The following is a 24,274-nucleotide window of genomic DNA, read 5'->3' on the forward strand; positions in this document are numbered from 1 at the left end:
GCTGCAGTTGCGTCGCCACCCTCGTGAACGGAGTCCCGATGTCCTTCGCCCCGTTGATCGCGCTTGCCGCACAGCAGGCTGAGCATTCCGGCAACGTGATGCTCGAGACGATCTGGTACCCCATCGTCTCTCTGATCGTGTTCGGGGCGCTGGCGTGCGTCGCGCTGAGCTACAAGGGCGTGTCCAACCGGCACGTGCACAAGGCGGCCGCCTACGCCAAAGCGCACCCCGACGAGGCTCCGCAGGCGGGACACGGCCACTAGGCCCAGCAGATGACGGCGGTGCGACCGGCACGGATCGGGGTGATGGGTGGAACATTCGACCCCATCCACCACGGGCACCTCGTGGCGGCATCCGAGGTCGCCGAGTCGTTCGGCCTGGACGAGGTGGTCTTCGTGCCCACCGGCGAACCGTGGCAGAAGAGCAACGTCAGTCTGAGCGAGCACCGCTACCTGATGACCGTCATCGCCACGGCATCCAACCCGCAGTTCACCACCAGTCGAGTGGACCTGGACCGCAGCGGACCGACGTACACGATCGACACGCTGCGTGACCTGAAGCGCGAGCGCCCCGATGCGGAGTTCTTCTTCATCACCGGTGCGGATGCCGTGGCGCAAATTCTCAGCTGGAGGGACCATGATGAACTGTGGAGTCTTGCGCACTTCGTCGCGGTCTCCCGGCCCGGGCATGTCCTGAGCACGGCCGGCCTCCCGAGCGAGTATGTTAGTCAGCTTGAGATCCCCGCATTGTCGATCTCATCGACCGACTGCCGCCAGCGCGTGCGTGCAGGCCACCCGGTGTGGTACCTCGTGCCCGACGGGGTCGTCCAATACATCGCGAAGCATCATCTTTACCGGAGCAAGGCATGAGCACGTCTGATCACCCAGAGACTCCGCCGCTGACCCGCAAGCAGCTGCGTGAGCTGCGCAGCACGGGCGCGATACCCGTGATCACCGCGGCCACCGACGTGACGCGCCCCGAGGCAGCCGTCGGTGACGCGTCGGCGGCGCCCGCGGACGGCAGCGACACCGAATCCGCTGTCGAGACCGGCGGTGTCGCTGCGCCGGTTGCCGAGGGCGAGCCCGCGGAAGCTGCGGAGTCCGAGCCGGCCGCGACCGACCCTGAGCCGGCACCTCCGGTCGCGCCGCTGCCGCGCGCGACTGCCGCCCCTGAGGTGCATCCGGTGCCCGTCGCGGACTCGAGTGTCGACCTGGGCGCGACTCCGCTGACCCGTCGGCAGGCACGCCAGCAGGAGCGCATCCGCACCGCGTCGGTGCCGGTGATCGGCCCCGACTTCGAGATCTCTCGGCCCGCCGCCGGGCAGCCGGCTGTCGCGGCGACCACCTCGCCGAGCGCGCCGGCGGTGACGACCGCGGTGATCGACCCGTCCCCGTGGGCCCCGCCCGCCGAGGCCGAGCAGCCGCAGCCCGTCGCCGAACCGACCGCCCCAGAGCCGGATCTGGCCACGGCGGCATTCGAAGAGCCCGTAGCCGTTGCGGAGCCCGTAGCCGTTGCGGAGCCCGTACCCGTCGAGGACGCGGCGCCCGCTGACGAGCCGGCGCCCGCCGAATACACGGCACCGGCGGCAGATTTCGCGGCCATCGACGAGCCCGATGAGCGCTCCGATGACGAACTGTCTGAGCTGATCTCGTCCGCCCAGGTCGATGAGGCACCGCAGCCCGAGTCGACGGGTGCTCCCCGCCCCGTCGTCAACCCGATGTTCGGGTCCAAGCTGCTCGGCGGCGACCCGGTCGCCGCCGAACCGGCGGCGTCCTTCGAGCAGCTGCTCGAACGCGACAGCTCGACCGCCGGCACGGCCACGGCATCCAGCACCCTGATCATGTCGCATGTGTCGGCGGCTCCACTGGTGGGGCCGATCGGCGGCACCGGCGAGATCCTGGTCACCGGCACGTTCGTGCTGCCCGAGGGGCTCGGCTCGACCGGGCATGCCCGGGGCACCGCCGATGGCCGTGAAGTGGATGCCGTGCTCATCGACGGCGAGCTGCCCGCGCACTCGTCGCCGACCCCGATCGCGGCCAGCGCCGCAGTCAGCACCATCAAATCGAGCGAAGACATCATTCAGCCGCCGACACCCGAAAAGGGCGGCCGACTGATGTTGTCGCTCGCGATCACCGCCGGCGTCCTGGCGCTGGCACTGGTAGGAGTCCTTGTGTACGCATTGGTATCGGGAGTGATTTCGTGACGGCGACCGCGCAGGCGGTGCAGATGCTGCAGGTGGCGGCACGTGCGGCTGGGTCCAAGGGCGGCGACGATCTGGTCGCGCTGGATGTCTCAGAGCCGTTGCCGCTGGTGGATATCTTTTTGCTGGTCTCAGCGCGCAGCGAGCGCAACGTCGCCGCGATCGCAGACGAGATCGAAGAGCAGCTGCTCGCCGCCGGGCACAAGCGGCTGCGCCGCGAAGGCCGCCAGCAGGCGCGTTGGGTGCTGCTGGACTTCGGTGACCTGGTCGTGCACGTGTTCCACGATGAGGAGCGGACGTACTACGGGCTGGAGCGGCTTTGGAAGGATTGCCCGGCCGTCCCGATCGAAGCGGCCGAGCCGGTGGGGTGGCGGTCGACTGATCTGAGCCGCGCCGATTTCAAGATCGCGGCGAGGATGTAGTAATCTGAACGGGTTGCCCCGGCTTGCTGGGGCAGAGTTTTGGGCCTGTGGCGCAGCTGGTAGCGCACCTGCATGGCATGCAGGGGGTCAGGGGTTCGAGTCCCCTCAGGTCCACCGAATCGCTGATACGACGGGAAGCGTAGGTTGAGCCGCGCGGGTCGGGGAGCGTGGGAGCGTCGGCTCTCTGCTGAGCGGGATCGGCGCCGCGACTTCCTCGCCGCCGGTGCGCGGCTGCAGCGTGCGGAAAGTGTGCTCGGGTGCGGCATCCTTGTCCCGTTCGTGGTCGAGAACGCGCAAACTGCGCGAACGCGGCTGGTAGCGCGCAGTTTGCGCCTTCTCGACGGCTCCTGGGCGGGCAGAGCGGCCGAATCGGATCATCGCGCGTTGTTCCACCACGACTCCAGGCCGCAGCCCCGCAGCAGCTGGCATCCGGTGCTCGACATCGTGTTCCCCCGACGAACATACCGCCGGTGGGTCCCGCGTGGTGTGCCGCCATCGCGACCGCGGCCGGCGATGCGAAGCGGAGACCCGGACACCGCCCGAACCGGTCATCGGTTGACACGCCACGCCGGGCGTCAGGTACCATGGACATAATGTGAACGGTAACATTCTGGGTGACGACGACAGACGAAGGAGTCCGAAGTGAGCGCGCAGCCAAGCGGATCGCCGGGCGAAGCGGCCTACACGGTGGGAATCGATTTCGGCACCCTGTCAGGTCGTGCCGTCGTGGTGCGGGTCAGCGATGGCGCCGAGCTCGGCACGGCCGTGCACCAGTACCCGCACGCGGTGATGGATGTCACGCTGGCCGCCACCGGTGCCGCGCTGCCGCCCGACTGGGCGCTGCAGGTCGCCGCCGACTACGTCGACGTGCTGAAGACGGCCGTGCCGCAGGCCGTGGCCGCCGCCGGGATCGATCCGACCGCGGTGATCGGCATCGGCACCGACTTCACGGCGTGCACCATGGTGCCGGTGCTTTCCGACGGCACTCCGCTGCACGAGCTGCCCGAGTTCGCCGACCGGCCGCACGCATACGTCAAGCTGTGGCGACATCATGCCGCCCAGCCGCATGCCGACCGCATCAACGCCCTTGCCGCCGAGCGCGGCGAGACGTGGCTGCCGCGCTATGGCGGACTGATCTCGAGCGAGTGGGAATTCGCCAAGGGTCTGCAGCTGCTCGAGGAGGACCCCGAGATCTACGCCCGCATGGATCGCTGGGTCGAAGCGGCCGACTGGATCGTCTGGCAGCTGACCGGCCGGTACACCCGCAACGCCTGCACCGCCGGTTACAAGGGCATCTACCAGGACGGGCAGTATCCGAGCAGTGAGTTCCTCGCGGCGCTGAACCCCGGCTTCACCGACTTCGCGCAGACCAAGCTCGCCGGGCAGATCATCCCGCTCGGCGCGTCGGCGGGCACCCTGTCGGCTCAGGCATCCGCGTGGACCGGGCTGCCGGAGGGCATCGCGGTCTCGGCCGGCAACGTCGATGCGCACGTCACGGCACCGGCGGCGGGCGCGGTGCACCCGGGCCAGATGGTCGCGATCATGGGCACCTCGACGTGTCACATCATGCCGAGCGAGGTGCGTGCCGACGTGCCCGGCATGTGCGGCGTCGTCGACGGCGGCATCGTCGACGGCCTGTACGGCTACGAGGCGGGCCAGTCCGGGGTGGGCGACATCTTCGCCTGGTACGTCGACAACCAGGTGCCCGCCCGCTACCTGCAGGCCGCCCAGGCGGCCGGCACCAGCGTGCATCAATACCTGACCGACCTCGTTGCCGCGCGCCCGGTCGGTGCGCACGGACTGCTCGCCCTGGACTGGCACTCCGGCAACCGTTCGGTGCTGGTCGACCACGAGCTGTCGGGCCTTGTCGTCGGCCTCACCCTGGGCACCCGCGCCGAAGACGTCTATCGCGCCCTGGTCGAGGCCACCGCGTTCGGCACGCGGCGCATCGTCGAGGCGTTCACCGCTTCGGGCGTGCCGGTGACCGAGTTCATCGCCGCCGGGGGACTGATCAAGAACCGCTTCCTGATGCAGGTGTATTCGGATGTGCTGAACATGCCGATCTCGACGATCGGCAGCGAACAGGGTCCGGCGCTGGGCTCGGCCATCCACGCCGCCGTCGCCGCCGGCGCCTATGCCGACGTGCGCGCGGCAGCCGCGGCGATGGGGCGCGTCGACCGTGCCGTCTACACGCCCGACCCCGCCGACGCGGCCGCCTACGACCGGCTGTACGCCGAATACCTGCTGTTGCACGACCACTTCGGCCGTGGCGGCAACGACGTCATGCACCGGCTGCGCGCCATCCGGCGCGAGGCGCTGACCAGGGATGCCGCCGCCGACGCGGCCGGCACGATGACGGAGGCATGATGACCACGTTCGAGCCCGATATCGAAGCAGCGATCGCCCGGGTGCGCGCCGATGTCGCACGGCTGCACGCCGAGCTGGTGCGCTACGGCCTGGTGGTGTGGACCGGCGGCAACGTGTCGGGCCGGGTGCCCGGCACCGACCTGTTCGTGATCAAACCCAGTGGCGTCGACTACGCCGACCTCGCGCCCGAGAACATGATCCTGTGCACGCTGGACGGCGCGGTCGTCCCGGGCACCCCGGGTTCGGACCGCTCGCCCTCGAGTGACACGGCCGCACACGCCTATGTGTACCGCACGATGAGCGAGGTCGGCGGTGTGGTGCACACCCACTCGCCGTACGCCACCGCCTGGGCCGCCCGTGGCGAGTCGATCCCGTGCGTGCTGACAGCGATGGCCGACGAGTTCGGCGGCCCGGTGCCGATCGGCCCGTTCGCCATCATCGGCGACGACTCGATCGGCCGGGGCATCGTCGACACCCTGCGCGGCCACCGCAGCCGAGCCGTGCTGATGCGCGGCCACGGGCCGTTCACGATCGGCAAGGACGCCCGCGACGCGGTCAAGGCCGCCGTGATGGTCGAAGACGTCGCCCGCACCGTGCACCTGGCCCGCCAGGGCGGACAGCTCATTCCGCTGGAGCCGGCGGCCATCGACGCGCTGTACGACCGGTATCAGAACGTGTACGGACAGGCGCCGGCAGGCGCCCTCGGATCAGGGGAGACGCCCGAATGACCGCACTCACCACCTCGCTCGAGGGCTACCAGGTCTGGTTCCTCACCGGCAGCCAGTCGCTCTACGGTGAAGAGACGCTGCGCCAAGTGCAGGCGCAGGCGCGCGAGATCGCGCGCACGCTCGACGAGTGCGGTCTGCCCGTGCGGGTCGTGTTCCAGCCGGTGCTGACCGAGCCCGATGCCATCCGCCGCGTCGCACTGGAGGCCAACGCGCGTGACGATGTGATCGGGGTGATCGCATGGATGCACACCTTCAGTCCCGCCAAGATGTGGATCGCAGGTCTGGACGCCCTGCGCACCCCGCTGCTGCACCTGCACACCCAGGCGAACGTCGAGCTGCCGTGGGCCGACATCGACTTCGACTTCATGAATCTGAACCAGGCCGCGCACGGCGACCGCGAGTTCGGCTACATCCAGTCGCGCCTGGGCGTGGCCCGCAAGACCGTCGTGGGCCATGCCACCGATCCTCAGGTGCAGGCGCAGATCGCCGCCTGGCAGCGCGCCGCCGCCGGCTGGGCGGCCATGCACGCGCTGAAGCTCGCCCGATTCGGCGACAACATGCGCTACGTCGCGGTGACCGAGGGCGACAAGACCGAAGCCGAGCTGCGGTTCGGGGTGCAGGTGAACACCTGGGGTGTCAACGATCTGGTCGATGCCGTGGCACAGGCATCCACCGCCGACATCGATGCGCTCGTGGCCGACTACGAGCAGAGCTACGACGTCGCGCCCGAGCTGCGCCGCGGGGGAGAGCGGCATGCGTCACTGCGCGACGGAGCCGCCATCGAGCTGGGCCTGCGGTCGTTCCTCGAGGCCGGCGACTTCGGCGCGTTCACGACGAGCTTCGAAGACCTCGGCGGACTGCGCCAGCTGCCGGGCCTGGCCGTGCAGCGGCTGATGGCAGACGGCTATGGGTTCGGCGCCGAGGGCGACTGGAAGACGGCCCTCCTGGTGCGTGCCGCCAAGGTGATGGGCGCCGGGCTGCCCGGCGGGGCATCGCTGATGGAGGACTACACCTACGACCTCACCCCCGGCCGCGAGCTGATCCTCGGCGCGCACATGCTCGAGGTCTGCCCGAGCCTGACCACCGCGACACCGCAGCTGCAGATCCACCCGCTGGGCATCGGCGGGCGCGAAGACCCGGTGCGCCTGGTCTTCAGCGCGGATGCCTCAGCCGGCGTGGTCGTCTCACTCGGCGACATGCGCGAGCGCTTCCGACTGGTCGCGAACGTCGTCGAGGTGATCGCGCCCCCTCAGCCGCTGCCGAAGCTGCCGGTGGGGCGTGCGGTATGGCGGCCGGCGCCGGACTTCAAGACCTCGGCCGCCTGCTGGCTGACCGCCGGCGGCGCCCACCACACCGTGATGAGCACGCAGGTGGGCATCGAGGTGTTCCAGGACTTCGCCGACATCGCCCGCACCGAGCTGCTCACGATCGACGAGCACACCACGCTGCGGGGCTTCGCCGACCAAGTGCGCTGGAACCAGGCGTGGTACCGCCTGGCGCAGGGATTCTGACCCGGTCAGCGCCCGGCGAGCACCGTCGCGGTGTCGCTGATCGTCAGCTGCGGCGGGTAGAGCCCCATCACGTGCAGCGCCGCCGCCTGGTTCTCGGCCGTGGATCCGGCGCACGCGTCGGCCGCGATCGTCAGCCGCGCGCCGGCGTCGGCGGCCGGCAGCGCCGTGGAGACCACACAGCAGTCCGTCGACACGCCGCACAGCACGACGCGCGGCGCCGCGCCGACGATCGCCTGCAGCTGCGGTCCCCACTTGCCGAAGGTCGGCAGATCCAGGGTGGGCCGCGGCGACAGGGCCGCGGCATCCGGAACCAGCGCGTACAGCGCATCGTCGGCCGGCACGTCCGCGAACGGCCACGCGGCGAAGTAGTCGCCCCACGACGTCGACCGGTCGGCGGTGGGCAGCCACCGTGTCACGACCACCCGGTCGCCGAACGCCTCGGCGAGCCGGCGGATGTTCGCCATCGCAGCGGGGAAGGACGGCGATCCCCATGGCGAGTGTGGTGAGGCGAAGATGGTCTGCGGGTCGATGACGACGAGCCAGGAGTCGTCGGTCATGCCGCCTCTTGCGCGCGGATGCGCCGGGTCGAGGCGAACCAGGTGAACAGGAACGAGAGCACCAGGGCGAAGAACACGCCCAGGTTCGCGTACGCCCAGTCGCCGCCCTTGCCGCCGATCAGGAACAGGAAGTAGCCCTGCCAGTTGTTCCAGGCGGCGTCTTCGGCGAAGTTGTTGATCACGAAGCCCCAGCCGATCACCGAGGTCACGACCATGGTGAGGATCGCCGCCCAGTTCCACGAGCCGTAACGGCCCTTCGAATCGAACAGGGCGTCTTCGTCGTAGTCCTTGTGGCGCAGCAGGATGTCGGCGATCAGGATGCCGGCCCACGACGCCAGCGGGACGCCGAGGGTGATCAGAAAGCTCTGGAACGGGCCGAGGAAGTTCTGCGCGAAGAACACCACCCAGATGGTCCCGAGCGTGAGGATCACGCCGTCGACGGCGGCGGCCGAGGGGCGGGGGATGCGGATGCCCAGGCTCAGCAGCGTCAGTCCGGAGGAGTAGATGCCCAGGACGGCACCCGAGATCAGCGCGAGGATCGCCGTGACCAGGAACGGCACGAGCACCCACACCGGGAGGATCTGCGCGAGCGCGCCCACCGGGTCGTTCTGCACGGCGGTGAACAGCTTCTTGTCCGAGCCCGCCAGCAGCAGGCCGAAGATCACCAGGATCACCGGGGCCACCGCGCCGCCGAACGTGTTCCAGCCGATGATCGCGCCGTCCGAGGCGGTGCGCTTCTGATACCGCGACCAGTCGGCGGCGATGTTGATCCATCCCAGGCCGAATCCGGTCATCACCATCACCAGGGCGCCGACCAGGTGCCCGATGTTGCCGTCGGGTATCGCCAGCACCGCGGTCAGGTCGATGTGCGGGATGGCCAGGATGATGTAGAGGATCGTGACGACGCCGGTGATCCAGGTGAGCACCGACTGCAGCTTCATGATCGTGTGGTAGCCGAGCACCGATGCCGTCACGATCAGGGCCGCGACCACCACGATGGCGATGATCTTCACGGCCGTGCCGCCGTCGCCGCCGAGCTGCGTGATGATCGTCGCCGTGGCCAGCACCGCCGTGATCGCCAGGAACGTCTCCCAGCCGATCGAGGTCAGCCACGACACGATGCCGGGCACCTTCTGCCCGTGCACCCCGAACGCCGACCGCGAGAGGACCATGGTCGGCGCCGAACCGCGCTTGCCGGCGATCGCGATCAGTCCGCACAGGAAGAACGACACCACGATGCCGATGATCGCGACGATGGTGGCCTGCCAGAACGAGATGCCGAAGCCCAGCACGAACGAACCGTAGGACATGCCGAACACCGACACGTTCGCCGCGAACCACGGCCAGAACAGGTCACGGGGTTTCGCGGTGCGCTCGGACTCGGGGATGATCTCGATGCCGGTCCGCTCGATCAGGGTCGATGTGCGGGGGGAATCGTCGGTGGGTGCAGACACTCGGGCCTCCTGGCAGTTCGTCGGGCGACGTTCAGGTCTCATCCTGGCACTGCGCCGGCATCCGGGGCCAGAAGTGACGACGCGCGCGTCGCAGCGCTCGCACCCCGCAACCCGCGCGCCGTGACCGCGCACTGCCCGCGGCGGCGGGTCAGCCAGTAGCGTGAGCACATGAGCACTCTCGGTCGAGGCCGCCAGCCCGGCGGCACCCACATCGTCGAGAACCAGCCGGACTGGCGCGTCGACATCGACGAATACGACCTGAACCATCCGCTGCGCGACGCGGTCGCGGCGTTCGGCGCCGGGTGGGCGGATGCGCAGCTGCACGAGGTCGGCACTCTGGTCGGCGAGCGGTCGTTCCAGCGCGATGCGCAGCTGGCGCACCAGCATCCGCCCGTCGCGCACACCTTCGACCGGTGGGGGTTCCGGCTCGACGAGGTCGAATACGACGAGTCGTACCACCGGATCATCGCCGCCGCCGTGGCGCACGGAGCGCACACCGCCGCCTGGGCCGACCCGAAGCCCGGCGCGGCCGTGGCACGGGCGGCGACCTTCATGCTCTTCGCGCAGGTCGAACCCGGGCACGCCTGTCCGATCTCGATGACGCACTCCGCCGTCGCGTCCCTGCGCGACTCGCCATGGATCGCCGACGACTGGCTGCCGCGACTGTACTCACGCAGCTACGACCGGCATCTGCTGCCGGCCGATCAGAAGCCCAGTGCCCTGGTCGGCATGGCGATGACCGAGAAGCAGGGCGGCTCGGATGTGCGCGCGAACACGACCACCGCGGTGCACGTCAGCGGGCACAGCTATCAGCTCACCGGGCACAAGTGGTTCTGCTCGGCGCCGATGTCGGACGGTTTTCTGGTGCTCGCGCAGTCGCATCGCGCGAGCACCCAGGAAGGCCTGTCGTGCCTGTTCGTGCCGCGGGTGCTGCCGCACGGCGACCGCAACGTCTTCCGCGTGCAGCGGCTGAAAGACAAGGTCGGCAATCGGTCGAACGCATCCGCCGAGATCGAGTTCGACGGCACCGTCGGCGTGCTGGTCGGCGAGCCCGGCCGTGGCGTGCGCACGATCATCGAGATGGTCCAGCGCACCCGGTTGGACTGCGTGCTGGGCACCGCGGCGGGCATGCGCCAGAGCGTCGCCGAGGCGCTCTGGCATGCGCGCGGGCGCCGCGCGTTCGGGCGGATGCTGGTGGAGCAGCCCGCGATGACCGCGGTGCTGGCCGATCTGGCGCTGGAGGCCGAGGCGGCGATGCTGACCGGCATGCGACTGGCGCAGGCGTTCGAGGCGGATGCCTCGGATCAGGATGTCGCCCTGCGGCGGCTGGCGACCCCCGTCTCGAAGTACTGGGTGTGCAAGCGCGGCCCCCAGCACGCCTACGAAGCGATGGAGTGCCTGGGCGGCAACGGCTACATCGAATCGTTCCCGCTCGGCCGCCGCTACCGCGAGCAGCCGGTGATGGCGATCTGGGAGGGGTCGGGCAATGTGATCGCCCTCGACGTGCTGCGGGCGCTGGCGCGCGACCCGGATTCAGCGGACGCCGTGCGCGCCGAGCTGCAGACCACCCGGGGCGCGCACCCGCTGCTGGATGCGCACACCGCCGGCACGCTCACGCTGCTGCGCGAGATGTCGCTGGCCGAGCCCGACGGCGCGCAGGCCCAGGCGCGTCGCCTCACCGAGGCGCTCGCACTGGCGCTGCAGGCGTCGACGATGGTGCGCTACGCGCCCCGGATCGACGCCGAGGCGTTCATCGGGGCACGGCTGGGACAAAGCCGCGGCTGGCAGTACGGCGTGCTGCCGCCGGGGACGGATGCGGCGGCCATCATCGCGCGGCACTGAGCGCGTCAGGGGTGGCGGCTGGGCTGGGCGCTCATCACGAGCACGGCGATGCCGCCGAACGGGATCAGTGACAGGAAGAGGAATCCCCAGTGGTAGCCGGCATCGCGCAGCCTCCGCACGCTGAGTGCGAGATACGGCACCACCGTCACGAGCATCCAGACCACGAACAGCAGATAGATCAGCCCGAACAGGGTGCCGGGTCCGCGGCCGTAGCCGAGCCCGACGCCCGCAATGGCGGCCAGCAGATAGCCGCCGGCGACGATGATCGAGTAGAACAGGATCCACCACCAGTACTCGGCGCGGGAGGCCCGACCCTCGAACACTGCGTACTTGGCGAACACCGTGCGGATCGCGCCGCCCATGCCGGTCACCGTCGGCCGGTCGTCGATCGCGGAGCGCCACGCGCCGATCGGAGGGACGGGCGCATATCCGTACCCCGACTGGGCCTGGTAGCCGCTCGGCACGTCGTAGCCGGGTCGTGCGGCACCCGCATAAGGCGGCTGCGAGGCCGGGTACCGGGCGCCCGAGTACGGCGCGCCGGGGTACTGCGCGCCCGAGTATGGCGCGCCGGGGTGGGCGCCGGGTGCTGCGAACGGGCTCGCGGGGGGCGGCGGCACCGGTGCGGGCCTGGTCTGATCGGCCCAGGCGACCCCGTTCCACCAGCGCTGATTCCCGTCGCCCTGCGGGTCGGGGTACCAGCCGGCGGGCGGCTGCGGGCTGCTCGTGCTCACGGGTCATCGACTCCTTCTGCTGCTGCGGTCATCCCACCGTACCCGCAGGCCGCATCGGGCCGCGACGGCCGGCACCAGAGCGGGCCGTCATCCAGCACGTCCAGCAGGCGGCGCCGCAGCAGGTCGGCGCGCTGGGCGAAGCCGCGCTGCCGGTGCACGTACTCGGCCTTGCCCGCGGCCGTCTCGATCGGCACCGGAGCCAGACCCCACTCGGTCAGGTCGTACGGCGAGGCGGCCATGTCGAGGGTGCGGATGTCGCGGGCCAGCTCGAAGGCATCCAGCAGCAGCGCGCCCGGCACGAGCGGACCGAGTTTGATTGCCCACTTGTAGAGGTCCATATTGGCGTGCAGGCACCCGGGCTGCTCGGCGTCCGGTGCCGTGTCGCGGCGCAGCGGCTGTGCGTTGCGGGGCACCGCCGCGGGCGTGAAGAAACGGAACGCGTCGAAATGCGTGCAGCGCAGCTCGTGCGACTCGACCACGGCGTCCGTGGCCTGCTGCCCGAGCCGCAGGGGCAGCGGATGCCGGTGCGCACCATCCCGGTACACCATCGCCCATTCGTGCAGGCCGAAGCAGCCGAACCGCCCCGTACGGCCGGCGGTCGAGTGCAGGATGCGGTGCACGGCATCGATCAGCGTGGCTTTCTCGGCGCGGTAGGCCGCGGCATCCACCCGCGCCGTACCGGGCGCATCGCCGGAGGTGTACCAGCGCCAGCAGGCACGGGCGTGGGCATCGGCCAGTTCGACGCCGACGCCGGGGTGCCAGCGGCGCAGCACCTTCGGCTTGTACGAGTAGTAGGTGAACAGGAAGTCCTCGACCGGGTGCTGCACGCTCCGCGCCGCACGCGCCCGATGGCCGGCCGTGAGCGCTTCGGCACGGGCGACGTGCACGGCCTCCTGCGCCTGCCACTGCTCGCGCGTCAGCACCGTGGCACGCGCGAAAACGGTCGTGCTCACGGAAGCGGCTCGATCAGCTCGGGCGTGTTGTTGCGCACATTGCCGACGGCTTTCGAGACGACGTGGTCGTCGAGACCGGCGGCGACGTCGGGGGCGGCGTCGATGGCGGCGTCGAGGATGTCGCCGACGTTGTCGGCGGACGGATCCAGCCAGGCGTCGGCGAAGTCCGGGTCCAGGAACAGCGGCATCCGGTCGTGGACCGAGCCGAGCTGCCCGATGGAGTCCCGGGTGAGGATCGTGAAGCTGAGCACCCAGCGCGCGGGATCGTCGTCGGGCAGGGCCGGGTTCTTCCACCACTCGTACAGGCCGGCCAAGAACAGCGGCGCGTCGTCTGCCGGGTGGATGTAGTGCGGCACCTTCGCGTCGCCGACGCGCTTCCACTCGTAGTAGCCGGACGCCGGGACCACCGCCCGCCGTCTGATCAGGGCCTGGCGGAACATGGGCTTGTCTTCGACCTCTTCGGCGCGTGCGTTTATCGCCCGGGCGCCGGTCGAGAGGTCCTTCGCCCAGCTCGGCACCAGCCCCCAGCGAGCCGACTCCAGGCGGCGGGTGGGCGGCTCGGTCTTGCTCGAATCCAGCACGATGGCGGCCTGGTCGGTGGGCGCGACGTTGTACGAGGGCGCGGGTAGATCCGCTCCGGTCACGTCCACGCGCAGCACCCCCACCAGCTCCGACCCGACATTGGCCACCACGAACCGCCCGCACATGCCGCCAGCCTACGCGGCGGGTCCGACACACCCGGCCCCGGACATCAGCCCTTGGTGGCACCGGCGAGCAGTCCGCGCACGAAGAACCGCTGCAGGGTGAAGAACACGATCAGCGGCACGATGATGCCCAGGAACGTGCCCGCCGACAGCAGATACCACTGCTGGCCGAACGTGCCCGACAGGTCGGTCAGCAGCTTCGTGATCGGCGCATTCGCACCGGGGGCGAAGATCGTCGCGACCAGCAGGTCGTTCCACACCCAGAGGAACTGGAAGATCGCGAAGGCCGCCACGGCCGGCATCGACAGCGGCAGCACGATGCGGAAGAACATCTGGCCGTGCCCGGCGCCGTCCATCTTCGCCGCCTCGATCACGTCGGACGGGATGGCGGCGACCGAGTTGTGCAGAATGAAGATGGCCAGCGGCAGCGCGAACATGGTGTGCGACATCCACACCTGCGCGAAGCTCGAGGCCAGCCCGTTCAGCTGCAGCCCCGGGAAGATCTGCAGTCCGAAGATCGTCAGGCCGTTGGAGTACATGCTCAACAGCGGCACCAGTGCCATCTGCAGCGGCACCACCTGCAGCGCGAACACGGCGATGAACAGCGCGTCCTTGCCTCTGAAGTCGACCCACGCGAACGCATAGGCGGCCATCAGCGCGATCGTGATCGGAAACACCGTCGCCGGGATCGAGATGGTCAGCGAGTTGATGAACGACTCGCCGACGGTGATGGTGTCGTTGAAGTTCAGCGTGTTGATGTAGTTCTCGAGCGTGAACTGCGGGTTCGTGAACGCCGTCCACCAGCCGCTCGTCGTGATGTCGGCGGGCGGGCGGAACGACGAGACGAACAGGCCGAAGGTGGGGATCGTCCACACCACCGCGATCACCAGCGCGGCGACGGTCGCCCACACGCTGGTCAGGCGCCGGTGGGTGTGGTGCAGCGGCGACCCGTCGACGGTCTGCCGGCCGCGGCGGCGGGTGCGGGTCTGTGCAGCGGTGACGGTCATCCGATCTCCCTCTGCTTGCGGAGGTTGCGCGCGTTGTAGACGATGAACGGCGTGACCAGCACGAAGATCAGCAGCGCCAGCGCGGCCGAGTGCCCGGACTGCGGCGGCAGGATGCGGATCTGCTTGACCATCTCGTAGCCGAGCACGGTGGTGTCGTTCTGCCCGCCGGTGGTGGTGGCGATGATGTCATACACCTTCAGCGAGATGATCGAGATCGTGATCCAGACCACGATGATGGTGGGCCGGATGCCGGGCACGGTGACGTTCCAGAACCGCTGCCAGCCGTTCGCGCCGTCCAGTTCGGCGGCCTCGATCTGGTCGGAGGAAACCCCCTTGATGGCCGACGAGATCAGCACCATCGCGAACCCGGTCTGGGTCCAGATCAGGATGATGATCAGGAAGAACATGTTCGCCGGGTAGTGCTGCAGCCAAGACACCGGCTCGCCGCCGAACCACACCACGATCTGATTGAGCAGCCCGATCTGCTTGCCCTGGGTGTAGTCGAAGAAGAACTTGAAGATGATGGATGCCCCCACCAGTGAGATCGCCACGGGCATGAAGATGAACACCTTCAGCACCTTCTCGCCGCGGCTGCGGTCGACGAACACGGCATAGGCCAGACCGATCGCGGTGGCCACGGCCGGGGCGATGAGCACCCAGACGATCGTGTTGATGAAGGCGAACAGGCCGGTGCTGCCGCCGGTGAAGACCCAGATGAAGTTCTGCAGCCCGACGAACTTGCTGCCGTCATTGCTCAGGAACGAATTGACGAACGTCTGGATCGCCGGATAGACCAGTCCGATCACCAGCAGCAGCACGGCGGGGGAGAGGAACGCGATCAGCTGCAGCAGATATCCTCTGCCGCTGCGGGCCCGGTAATCCAGCCAGAACAGCCCGCCGCCCAGGACCGCGCCGAGGATCAGCACCCAGAAGGCGCCGCGCTCGATGCCCAGGATCAGCAGGGCCGCCACCGGCACGCCGACGGCCACGATCAGCCGCAGGATCGAGTACCCGCGGCCCGACCGGGGCGCGATCTCGACGAAGAACAGGATCAGGCCGATCACGACCAGGAACACCGCGATCACGATCGGGATCTGCGCCAGCGGGGGCAGCCCCGCCAGCGCAGTGAAGAACGCAGACATCCCCGCGCCTCTCGATCGGCGTCAGCTCGTCGGCCAGGACGCCTGGATCTCCTTCTCGACGTCGGCCTGGGACTTGCCGTTGATCCAGTCGACCATGCCGGTCCAGAACTCCGTCTCGACGACATTGGGCATCGCGTCATCGGCGCCGAAGCGGAACGTCGTGTTCGGGTCCTGCAGGATCTTGATGGCGCTCTGCAGCAGCGGGTCCTTCTCGCCGGACGCCTGCAGGCCCTTGTTGGCGCTGAGGAACGACGCGTTCGGAACGGTGATCAGGCTGTTGGCCCAATCGGCGCTGGAGAGGTACTGCATCACCTTCTGCGTCGCCGCGTTGGAATCGAACGCCGCCGCGAAGTCGCCGCCGCCGATCACCGACGTCTGCCCGGCGGTGGGGCCCGGCAGCGGGAACGCCCAGATGTCGCCGTTCGGTCCGACTGTCGGCGTCTTGCCGGCCGCCGTCTTGGCGGTGGCGAAGCTGGCCTCGAGGAACGTGGCCTGGTTCGTCAGGGCGCAGGTGCCGTTGGCCAGCGGCGTGGCGACGTCACCGAAGGCGGTGGAGTTGATCGACGGCACGTTGCCGAAACCGGCGTTGACATACTTCGGGTTCAGCAGGATCTTGCCCAGCTGCGTGAAGGCATCGTCGATCGCGGGGTCGGTGAACTTCGTGGTGCCGGCCACCCACTTGTCATAGGCGCTGGGACCCGAGTCGGCGAGCACCATCTCGGCGAGCTGGTCGGCGCCGGGCCAGCCGGACGACGTGCCCGAGTTGAACCCTGCGCACCATGGTGCTTTGCCGGTCTTCTGCTGGATGGTCTGGGTCAGGCTGAGCAGGTCGGCATAGGTCTTCGGCACCGACACCCCCCACTTCCGGAACTGCGCCGGCGAGTACCAGATGTATCCCTTGACCGAGGCATCCATCGGGGTCGCGTAGATCTTGCCCTTGCTGCTGACGTAGCCGACCCAGTCGGCTGAGAAGTTCTGCCTGACGCTGGCGGCCGTCGCGGCGTCGACCTGCTTGACCTTGCCGGTCTGGATGGCGCTGGCCAGCAGCCCGGGCTGCGGGAACATCGCGATGTCGGGCAGGTCGTTCGCCTGGATCTTGGTCGCGATGTTCGCGGTGAAGTCCTTGTCGCCGGTGTACTGGATCGTGATGCCCTGCTGTGTCGCCCACGTCGACCAGGACGCCTCGAGCTCGGTGGCCTCGGTGCCGGTGTCGGGGGTGTAGATCGTCACCGTCGACCCCTTCACCGTGGTCGATTTCGGATTGCTGCCGGCCCCCGCCGAGCAGCCGGCCAGCGCCATGCCGGCCACTGCTGCGAGGGAAAGCGGGATGATTGCCGTGCGACGCAGTGCTCTGCGCATCATTGCCTCCTTGCCCAGGTGTCCGCGTCGCACCGGTCGCGACCTCACACGTGCAGTTCGCCGGCCAGATGCGCTTCGCGAAACACGGTGTCCACGCTAGAACCGGGCCACAGTGACGACCGTTGCGCACAGTGAACGATTGCCGAACGCATCGGAAGGTCACAGCCGCCGCTCGGCGGGTCGGCCGTCGGACGCGGCGGCGCTCAGCTGCGGTCGGTCGCGTCGTCGGCGCGCAGCACGCCGACTTCTTCCAGTCGGTCGAGCAGCTCGGCGCCGTCGTCACCGGCGACCCAGGGCACCTGTGCCGCGGAATGGTCGTTGACGGCGGTGCGGCCGCCGGCCAGCATCGCCTCGGTCGACGAGAGCCGTCGGATCGCGACTGCGGCCACGTTCTGCGGGTGCGCGCCGGTGAACGCCGTGTAGATCGCGTCGTCGTGCTGACCGTCGTCACCGACCAGCAGCCAGCGCACATGCGGGAACTCGGCGGCCAGGCGCGTCAGGTTCGACTGCTTGTGATCGATGCCGCTGCGGAACCAGCGGTCGTGGGTCGGGCCCCAGTCGGTCAGCAGCAGCGCTCCGGCCGGAAAGAGGTGGCGCCCCAGAAAACGCAGCAGGGTCGGCCCCACGTTCCATGCGCCGGTGGACAGGTAGACGACCGGCGCGCCGGTGTTCTCGCGCACCAGTCGCTCCAGCAGCACCGACATCCCCGGCACCGGCTGCCGGGCGCGCTCGTCGGCGACGAACGAGTTCCACGCTGCCAGCAGCGGGCGCGGCAGCGCGGTGACCATGACCGTGTCGTCGACGTCGCAGACGACCCCGAAGGCGACGTCGGCTCCGACGATGAACACGCGCGTCTCGACGGGTTCGCCGTCTTCTACCGACATCGTGACGCGGTGCCATCCCGGCACGAGCCGGGCCGGCAGCACCGTGTCGACGACGCCGCCGCGGTCGGCCACCACGTCGTGCGCCTGCCCGTCGATGCGCACGGTGACCTGCGCGAAGCCGATGGGTACCGCGACGAAGCTGCGCCAGCCGCGCAGCCGCGCGTATTCACCGTCGCCGCGATCGCGGGCAGGAGGGGTGATCAGCACCCGGCCCAGCACGCGCACCCAATCCTCGCCGCCGTAGCCGGGGAACGCGGCGACGGTCGGCGTCAGACCGCTGCGCCGCGCACGCCGCTCACGCCAGGCGTGGAAGCGGTATTCGAGGCGGGCCAGCCACAGCACTTTGGCGCGGCGCGCCGCGGCGCTGTTCTTGGGCATCCACTTCAGTCTCCCACGCCGGGCGAGATCGTGTCAGCCGACTCGGCGTGGTCGGCACCCGGGGTGGCGGCCAGGTGGCGGCGCTCGACGCGCTCGATGACCTTCTTCACGACCAGCACCAGGATCAGGAACCCCACGATCACGCCGACGAAGATGTAGCCGGCGAAGTGCAGCCGTGCGGCCATGTCGCGATAGGTGCCGGCGGCGACGCTGGCCACCGACACGTAGGCGCTCGCCCAGAGCAGGCATGCCGGGGCGGTCCAGGCCAGGAAGCGCCGGTAGCTGTACGTGCTCATGCCCACCGTCAGCGGCACCAGCGAATGCAGAATCGGCAGAAATCGAGAGACGAAGATGGCCAGGCCACCGCGCCGCGCGAGATAGTTCTCGGCGCGCTGCCAGTTCGCCTCGCCCAGCCGGCGCCCCAATCCAGACGCGCGGATGCTCGGTCCCAGCATCCGGCCCAGCCAGAAACCGATGCTCTCGCCGGTCAGCGACCCGGCGACGATGGCCCCGACCAGCCAGACGCCCTCCCACGGGGTGACCACCGCGGTGCCGGCCACGATGACCATGGTGTCGCCGGGCACGAGCAGCCCGATCAGCACGCTGGTCTCGAGCAGCATCGCGACCGCCGCGATCAGAACGCGCAGTGCCGGCTCGACGCCCTGCACCGCGTCGAGGAGCACGGTGAGCACCTCGTTCATCTGCTGAGCATAGAAGGGTTTGCTCCCTCTAGCCTGAGAGGGTGACACCTCCCTTCGCACTGCGGCCCCTGCCGACGTGGCCAGACCCCGCTGAGCTCTTCTGCGCTGTCGCCGCCGAGCACGCCGATGTGTTCTGGCTGGATGCCGGACCTGACGCCGACTCGGGCTGCAGCTGGGTCGGCTGGGGCGAGGTGGCGGCGCCCCAGGTCGTGCACGCCGCGCGCTGCCCAGGCGATGATCAGGCCCGCGGTGTGGACCGGTTCACCGGCGGCTGGGTGGGCTGGATCGGCTACGAGCCGGGCGCGGCGCGCGCCGGGGCCCCGGTGGCCGCCGGTGACGCAGATGCTCTCGCCGAGCGGTGGCTGCGCGTGCACGGCCTGGTCGCCTTCGACCATGAGGCCGGACGCGCCTGGCGCGGCGGTGATATCGACGTCGACTGCGCCGCGCCCGCGCGGGGCGAGGCACCCGCGCGCGCACTCATCGCCCGCTCCCGCGACGAGCCCGCCGCCTACGCCGAGATGATCGCCCGCTGCCGAGATGCCATCCGGGCCGGCGACGCCTATCAGCTGTGTCTGACGACTCGATTCGCCGTCACCGGCGACGTCGACCCGATCGACGCCTACCTGCGCCTGCGCGCCGACAGTCCCGCCCACCACGGCGGTGTGATCCGCAGCGGCGGCGTCGCGCTGCTCAGCGCCAGCCCCGAGCGGTTCGTGCAGGTGGAAGGCCGCACGCTGCGCACCCGGCCGATCAAGGGCACCCGGCCTCGCGGGGGCGATGCCGCCGCCGACGCCGCGCAGGCCGCCGAGCTGCTGGCCAGCGTGAAGGAGCGCGCCGAGAACATCATGATCGTCGACCTGATGCGCAACGACCTCGCCCGCGTGTGCGAGCCGGGCACAGTGCGCGTCGAGCGGCTGCTCGAGGTGGAGAGCTACCCGGCGGTGCACCAGCTGGTCAGCACCGTGTCGGGCCGGCTGCCGCAGGACGCGACCGTCGGGCAGGTGCTGGACGGCGTGTTCCCCGCCGGCAGCATGACCGGCGCGCCGAAGCTGTCGGCGATGACGCTGCTGCACGGGATCGAGACCGGACCGCGCGGCGTGTACGCCGGCTGCTTCGGCTGGATCGGCGCCGCCGGCGGGCTCGACCTCGCGATGGTGATCCGCTCGATCGTCGTGCACTCCGGTGGCGCGTATGTCGGCGCCGGCGGCGGCATCACCTGGCGGTCGGATGCCGCCGCAGAGGTCGCCGAGGTGGGGCTGAAGGCACGCGCCCCGCTGGCGGCGCTGGGCGCCGCCGTGCCCGACGGATGGTGAAAACGGCCGGTCGGGTATCCTGAAGGGTACGCATTTCGCGCCTCATCTCTACCCTGCGATTGGCTTTCCTCCGTGTCTCAGACCACTGCTTCTGGCATCGCCGCCGCCGACGGCGTCTTCGACCCGCATGCGATCCAGGCGAAGTGGCAGCAGCGGTGGGCCCAGCAGGATCCGTTCCGCGCCGGGGGAGCCGATGACGACCGCCCGCGCAAGTACATCCTGGCGATGTTCCCGTACCCGTCGGGCGACCTGCACATGGGGCACGCCGAGAACTATCTGTACTCCGACGTCGTCGCTCGCTACTGGCGGCATCGCGGCTACAACGTGCTCAACCCGATCGGCTGGGACTCGTTCGGTCTGCCCGCCGAGAACGCCGCGATCCTGCGGGGTGCTGATCCGCGCGAGTGGACCTACGCGAACATCGCCCAGCAGAAGGAGAGCTTTCACCAGTACGGCGTCTCGTTCGACTGGAGCCGCGAGCTGCACACGAGCGACCCGGAGTACTACCGGTGGAACCAGTGGCTGTTCCAGCGCCTGTTCGAGCGGGGGCTGGCGTATCGCAAGTCCAGCCCGGTCAACTGGTGCCCGAACGATCAGACGGTGCTGGCCAATGAGCAGGTCGTCGACGGGCACTGCGAGCGCTGCGGCGCCGAGGTCGTCAAGAAGAAGCTGACGCAATGGTATTTCCGCATCACCGACTATGCGGACCGGCTCCTGGACGACCTGGACGCACTCGAAGGCCACTGGCCGTCGAAGGTCGTGCAGATGCAGCGCAATTGGATCGGCCGATCGGTCGGTGCCGACATCGATTTCGAGATCGAAGGGCGCGCCGACAAGGTCACGGTGTTCTCGACGCGCCCCGACACGCTCTACGGTGCGACGTTCTTCGTCGTGGCACCGGACTCCGATCTGGCTGCCGAGCTGGTCGGCGACGCGCCCGCACACGTTCGTCTGCAGTTCCAGGAATACCTCGGACGCGTGCAGAAGCAGACCGACATCGAGCGACAGAGCACCGAGCGGCCGAAGACGGGTGTCTTCCTGGGCCGTTATGCGATCAATCCGGTCAACGGGCAGCGGCTGCCGATCTGGGCCGCCGACTACGTGCTGGCCGACTACGGTCACGGCGCCGTCATGGCCGTGCCCGCACACGATCAGCGCGACCTCGACTTCGCCCGCGCCTTCGACCTGCCGGTGAAGGTCGTCGTCGACACGACGACGGGCGCCGAGGGTGAGGCATCCCTGGCCGAACTCGACCCGACCGTCACGGGTCAGGCGCTGGTCGGCGAGGGCCGCATGGTCAACTCCGGGGCGCTGGACGGACGGGGCAAGAAGGACGCCATCGCCGGAATGATCGCCGAGCTCGAGCAGCGCGGGTCCGGTCGCGCCGCTACGACGTTCCGCCTGCGCGACTGGCTGATCTCGCGACAGCGGTTCTGGGGCACGCCGATCCCGATGATCCACACCGACGACGGTCGGATCGTGCCCGTGCCGGCCGATCAGCTGCCGGTGCTGCTGCCGCAGGCGAAGGACCTCGACCTCAAGCCCAAGGGCCAGTCGCCGCTGGGCGCGGCCACCGAGTGGGTCACCACGACCGACCCGGCCACGGGCGCACCGGCTCGCCGCGACCCCGATACGATGGACACTTTCGTCGACAGCTCGTGGTACTTCCTGCGCTTCATGTCGCCGGCCTCGGACGCGCATGCGTTCCCGTCGGACGAGGCCGCACGCTGGGCGCCGGTGGACTTCTACATCGGCGGTGTCGAGCACGCGATCCTGCACCTGCTGTACGCGCGGTTCATCACGAAGGTGCTGCACGACATGGGTCTGGTCGACTTCGACGAGCCCTTCTCGAGCCTGATCAACCAGGGCATGGTGATCCTGGACGGCGCGAAGATGTCGAAGTCGAAGGGCAACCTGGTCGTCTTCCAGGACGAGCTCGATGCCCACGGCGCCGACGCGCTGCGCACGGCGCTGGCCTTCGCCGGCCCCGTGGAAGACGACAAGGACTGGGCGGATGTGTCGGCCACCGGCGCCACGAAGTTCCTGGCGCGTGCGCTGCGGGTCGCCCAGGACGTGGCCACGCCTGCAGGGGCGGATGCCGCAACCGGCGATGCCGGGCTGCGGCGGATCGCCCACCGCGTGCTGGCCGACGTGCCCGCACTGGTCGAGCACACGAAGTTCAATGTCGTCGTGGCGCGGCTCATGGAGCTGGTCAACGCCACGCGCAAGGCCATCGACAGCGGTGTGGGTCCGGCCGACCCGGCCGTGCGCGAGGCGGCCGAGGTCACCGCCCTGGTGCTCGACATGGTGGCGCCGCACACCGCGGAGGAGATGTGGTCGATCCTCGGGCACGAGCCGTTCGTGGGCCTGGCCGTCTGGCCCGCCGCCGACGAGGCGCTGCTGGTCGAGGAGACCGTGACGGCGATCGTGCAGATCGACGGCAAGGTGCGTGCGACGCTCGAGGTGCCCACGGCGATCGACGCCGACGAGCTCGAGGCGCTGGCCCGGGACGACGAGCGGGTGCAGCGGTCGCTGGCCGGCCGTGACATCCGGCGCGCCGTGGTGCGCGCACCGAAGGTGGTCAGCTTCAGCACGAAGTAGCCGGTCCCTACCCGCGGCCGTCGGGCGCGGGACGGCGCGACAATGGGATCATGGAACGGATGACGAGAAGCGTCGGGATGGTGCTGTTCGACGGCTTCGAGGTGCTCGACGTGTTCGGCCCGGTCGAACTGCTCAGCCGGCTTTCGGAGGAGTACCCCATCACTTACGTGGCACCCCGCGCCGGTGCGATACGCAGCAGCCAGGGCGCCGAGGTCATCGCCACCGAGACGTTCGAGACCGCGGGAACACCCGCCATTGTGATGGTGCCCGGTGGGATGGGGACCAGACCGCTGGCTGACGATCCGGAGTTCCTCTCTCGGCTCTCGGCCTGGGCCGGCGGGGCAGAGATCGTCGCCTCGGTTTGCACTGGATCGGCACTCCTGGCCGCGGCCGGGCTCTTGGGGGGATACCGGGCGACGTCGAACAAGAGGGCCTTCGCCTGGACGTCCGCCCATGGCGACGACGTCGAGTGGGTTGCGCAGGCGCGGTGGGTGCACGACCGTGACCGGTGGACGTCGTCGGGCGTCGCCGCGGGCTTGGACATGACCGCCGCGCTCATCGGGCACTTCAGCGGGACCGACGCAGCGCAGACCACGGCGCGGGAGATCGAACTGGAGGTCCACCCCGACCCGAACTGGGACCCGTTCGCGACCTACTACGGGCTGGCCTGACCCTTCCGCGCTGACACGGGCCGCTGCGAGGGACCGTCAGCGTCAGAGCGGCGCAGCGGCTCCTCCCCAGGCGGCCTCCGGGCGCGAGTTGTCCACGGATCGTCCGCATGCCCGCGGTACGCGGCGCCGGCGTGCCTAGCGTGGTGCGGTGACGCCTGCCGCATCCGATCCACGCGCGCCCACCCGGCATCGCCTCGGAGCGGGCGCAGCGGTGGTCGTCGTGCTGGCCGCCCTTGCCGTCACGGTGGCGATCGGCATGTTCCGCGGGGCGACCGCGCCGACCGAGGTCGTCACGATCCAGAAGACCGCGGGCGCGACGCCGGCGGGTGGGCAGACATACGTGCATGTGTCGGGTGCGGTGCGCGCACCGGGCCTCTACCTGCTCGCGCCCGGGGCGCGGGTGATGGATGCCGTCGCCGCCGCCGACGGCTTCGCCGACGATGCCGCCCGAGACGGGGTGAACCTGGCGCGCCCCGTCGCCGACGGCGAGCAGCTGGTGGTGCCGCGCATCGGCGACCAGGCGACGGCGCCGGCATCCCCAGGAGCTTCTGCCGACGGGCGCATCAACCTGAACACCGCCGACGAGGCGGCTCTGGACACGCTGCCGCGGATCGGCCCGGCGATGGCGCAGCGCATTCTGCAGTGGCGTGCAGAGAACGGCCGGTTCACGAGCGTCGAAGATCTGCTGGCGGTGCCGGGCATCGGCGAGAAGATGCTGCAGACGCTGCGCGACCTGGTGACGGTCTGAC

The 24,274-nt window shown here is 69.7% G+C and carries 22 protein-coding genes and 1 tRNA gene; 13 read left to right on the forward strand and 10 right to left on the reverse strand.

What is annotated here, in order from left to right; genetic code table 11:
• Positions 1-38: 38 nt before the first annotated feature.
• The 8 genes from ABD705_RS11805 to araA all read left to right on the forward strand — a co-directional run bounded on the left by ABD705_RS11805 (position 39) and on the right by araA (position 7,228).
• Positions 39-263 carry a hypothetical protein gene (locus tag ABD705_RS11805; protein WP_344783804.1) on the forward strand — a complete coding sequence of 75 codons (225 nt, stop codon included), beginning with the start codon at positions 39-41 and terminating at the stop codon, positions 261-263.
• A 9-nt stretch (positions 264-272) separates the two neighbouring features.
• Positions 273-869, forward strand: coding sequence for a nicotinate-nucleotide adenylyltransferase (gene nadD / locus ABD705_RS11810; RefSeq protein ID WP_344783806.1), 597 nt, complete (start codon positions 273-275; stop codon positions 867-869).
• Entirely contained in the window at positions 866-2,203 is a 1,338-nt protein-coding gene (locus ABD705_RS11815; protein ID WP_344783808.1) for a hypothetical protein, read from the forward strand. Before nadD ends, ABD705_RS11815 begins: the two co-directional genes overlap by 4 nt.
• 23 nt (positions 2,204-2,226) lie before the next feature.
• A complete protein-coding gene (gene rsfS / locus ABD705_RS11820) occupies positions 2,227-2,622 on the forward strand; it encodes a ribosome silencing factor (protein ID WP_344783810.1) in 396 nt (131 codons plus the stop codon).
• A 41-nt stretch (positions 2,623-2,663) separates the two neighbouring features.
• A tRNA-Ala gene (locus tag ABD705_RS11825) sits at positions 2,664-2,736 on the forward strand.
• Positions 2,737-3,264: 528 nt separating this feature from the next.
• Positions 3,265-4,989, forward strand: coding sequence for a ribulokinase (gene araB, locus ABD705_RS11830; RefSeq protein WP_344783812.1), 1,725 nt, complete (start codon positions 3,265-3,267; stop codon positions 4,987-4,989).
• On the forward strand, positions 4,989-5,717 hold the full coding sequence (locus ABD705_RS11835; RefSeq protein WP_344783814.1) for an L-ribulose-5-phosphate 4-epimerase: 729 nt from the start codon (positions 4,989-4,991) through the stop codon (positions 5,715-5,717). The genes araB and ABD705_RS11835 overlap by 1 nt, the downstream gene beginning before the upstream one ends.
• On the forward strand, positions 5,714-7,228 hold the full coding sequence (araA, locus tag ABD705_RS11840) for an L-arabinose isomerase (RefSeq protein WP_344783816.1): 1,515 nt from the start codon (positions 5,714-5,716) through the stop codon (positions 7,226-7,228). Before ABD705_RS11835 ends, araA begins: the two co-directional genes overlap by 4 nt.
• Before the next feature lie 5 nt (positions 7,229-7,233).
• Here araA and ABD705_RS11845 read toward each other — a convergent pair whose 3' ends face one another.
• Positions 7,234-7,785 (reverse strand): cysteine hydrolase family protein, encoded by a 552-nt coding sequence (locus ABD705_RS11845; protein ID WP_344783818.1) that lies wholly within the window; start codon positions 7,783-7,785, stop codon positions 7,234-7,236.
• Positions 7,782-9,239 (reverse strand): purine-cytosine permease family protein, encoded by a 1,458-nt coding sequence (locus ABD705_RS11850; protein ID WP_344783819.1) that lies wholly within the window; start codon positions 9,237-9,239, stop codon positions 7,782-7,784. The genes ABD705_RS11845 and ABD705_RS11850 overlap by 4 nt, the downstream gene beginning before the upstream one ends.
• A 168-nt stretch (positions 9,240-9,407) precedes the next feature.
• Here ABD705_RS11850 and ABD705_RS11855 point away from each other — a divergent pair, with 168 nt between their 5' ends.
• Positions 9,408-11,081 carry an acyl-CoA dehydrogenase family protein gene (locus ABD705_RS11855; RefSeq protein ID WP_344783820.1) on the forward strand — a complete coding sequence of 558 codons (1,674 nt, stop codon included), beginning with the start codon at positions 9,408-9,410 and terminating at the stop codon, positions 11,079-11,081.
• A gap of 5 nt (positions 11,082-11,086) precedes the next feature.
• Here ABD705_RS11855 and ABD705_RS11860 read toward each other — a convergent pair whose 3' ends face one another.
• The 8 genes from ABD705_RS11860 to ABD705_RS11895 all read right to left on the reverse strand — a co-directional run bounded on the left by ABD705_RS11860 (position 11,087) and on the right by ABD705_RS11895 (position 18,940).
• A complete protein-coding gene (locus tag ABD705_RS11860) occupies positions 11,087-11,812 on the reverse strand; it encodes a DUF805 domain-containing protein (RefSeq protein WP_344783822.1) in 726 nt (241 codons plus the stop codon).
• Positions 11,809-12,765: a 3-methyladenine DNA glycosylase gene (locus ABD705_RS11865; protein ID WP_344783824.1), complete on the reverse strand. Its 957-nt coding sequence runs from the start codon at positions 12,763-12,765 to the stop codon at positions 11,809-11,811. The genes ABD705_RS11860 and ABD705_RS11865 overlap by 4 nt, the downstream gene beginning before the upstream one ends.
• The gene (locus ABD705_RS11870) at positions 12,762-13,472 is read right to left on the reverse strand and encodes an SOS response-associated peptidase (protein WP_344783825.1); all 711 of its coding nucleotides are present in this window, start codon (positions 13,470-13,472) and stop codon (positions 12,762-12,764) included. Before ABD705_RS11870 ends, ABD705_RS11865 begins: the two co-directional genes overlap by 4 nt.
• A gap of 44 nt (positions 13,473-13,516) precedes the next feature.
• Positions 13,517-14,476: a carbohydrate ABC transporter permease gene (locus ABD705_RS11875; RefSeq protein ID WP_344783827.1), complete on the reverse strand. Its 960-nt coding sequence runs from the start codon at positions 14,474-14,476 to the stop codon at positions 13,517-13,519.
• Positions 14,473-15,618, reverse strand: coding sequence for a carbohydrate ABC transporter permease (locus tag ABD705_RS11880; RefSeq protein WP_344783829.1), 1,146 nt, complete (start codon positions 15,616-15,618; stop codon positions 14,473-14,475). The genes ABD705_RS11875 and ABD705_RS11880 overlap by 4 nt, the downstream gene beginning before the upstream one ends.
• A 21-nt stretch (positions 15,619-15,639) precedes the next feature.
• A complete protein-coding gene (locus tag ABD705_RS11885) occupies positions 15,640-16,977 on the reverse strand; it encodes an ABC transporter substrate-binding protein (protein WP_344783831.1) in 1,338 nt (445 codons plus the stop codon).
• Positions 16,978-17,180: 203 nt separating this feature from the next.
• A complete protein-coding gene (locus ABD705_RS11890) occupies positions 17,181-18,239 on the reverse strand; it encodes an App1 family protein phosphatidate phosphatase (RefSeq protein ID WP_344783834.1) in 1,059 nt (352 codons plus the stop codon).
• Between the two features lie 5 nt (positions 18,240-18,244).
• Positions 18,245-18,940, reverse strand: a complete 696-nt coding sequence (locus ABD705_RS11895; RefSeq protein ID WP_344783836.1) for a DedA family protein — start codon at positions 18,938-18,940, stop codon at positions 18,245-18,247.
• Between the two features lie 41 nt (positions 18,941-18,981).
• Here ABD705_RS11895 and pabB point away from each other — a divergent pair, with 41 nt between their 5' ends.
• From pabB to ABD705_RS11915, 4 genes are all read left to right on the forward strand, one after another.
• Positions 18,982-20,253, forward strand: coding sequence for an aminodeoxychorismate synthase component I (gene pabB, locus ABD705_RS11900; RefSeq protein ID WP_344783838.1), 1,272 nt, complete (start codon positions 18,982-18,984; stop codon positions 20,251-20,253).
• 72 nt (positions 20,254-20,325) lie between these two features.
• Positions 20,326-22,854, forward strand: a complete 2,529-nt coding sequence (gene leuS / locus ABD705_RS11905; protein WP_344783840.1) for a leucine--tRNA ligase — start codon at positions 20,326-20,328, stop codon at positions 22,852-22,854.
• A 59-nt stretch (positions 22,855-22,913) separates the two neighbouring features.
• The gene (locus ABD705_RS11910) at positions 22,914-23,525 is read left to right on the forward strand and encodes a DJ-1/PfpI family protein (RefSeq protein WP_344783842.1); all 612 of its coding nucleotides are present in this window, start codon (positions 22,914-22,916) and stop codon (positions 23,523-23,525) included.
• A gap of 148 nt (positions 23,526-23,673) precedes the next feature.
• Complete coding sequence (locus tag ABD705_RS11915; protein ID WP_344783844.1) at positions 23,674-24,273, forward strand: ComEA family DNA-binding protein; 600 nt, start codon at positions 23,674-23,676, stop codon at positions 24,271-24,273.
• Position 24,274: the final 1 nt, after the last annotated feature.

This window comes from Microbacterium kribbense, from assembly GCF_039537285.1.
Lineage (GTDB): Bacteria > Actinomycetota > Actinomycetes > Actinomycetales > Microbacteriaceae > Microbacterium > Microbacterium kribbense.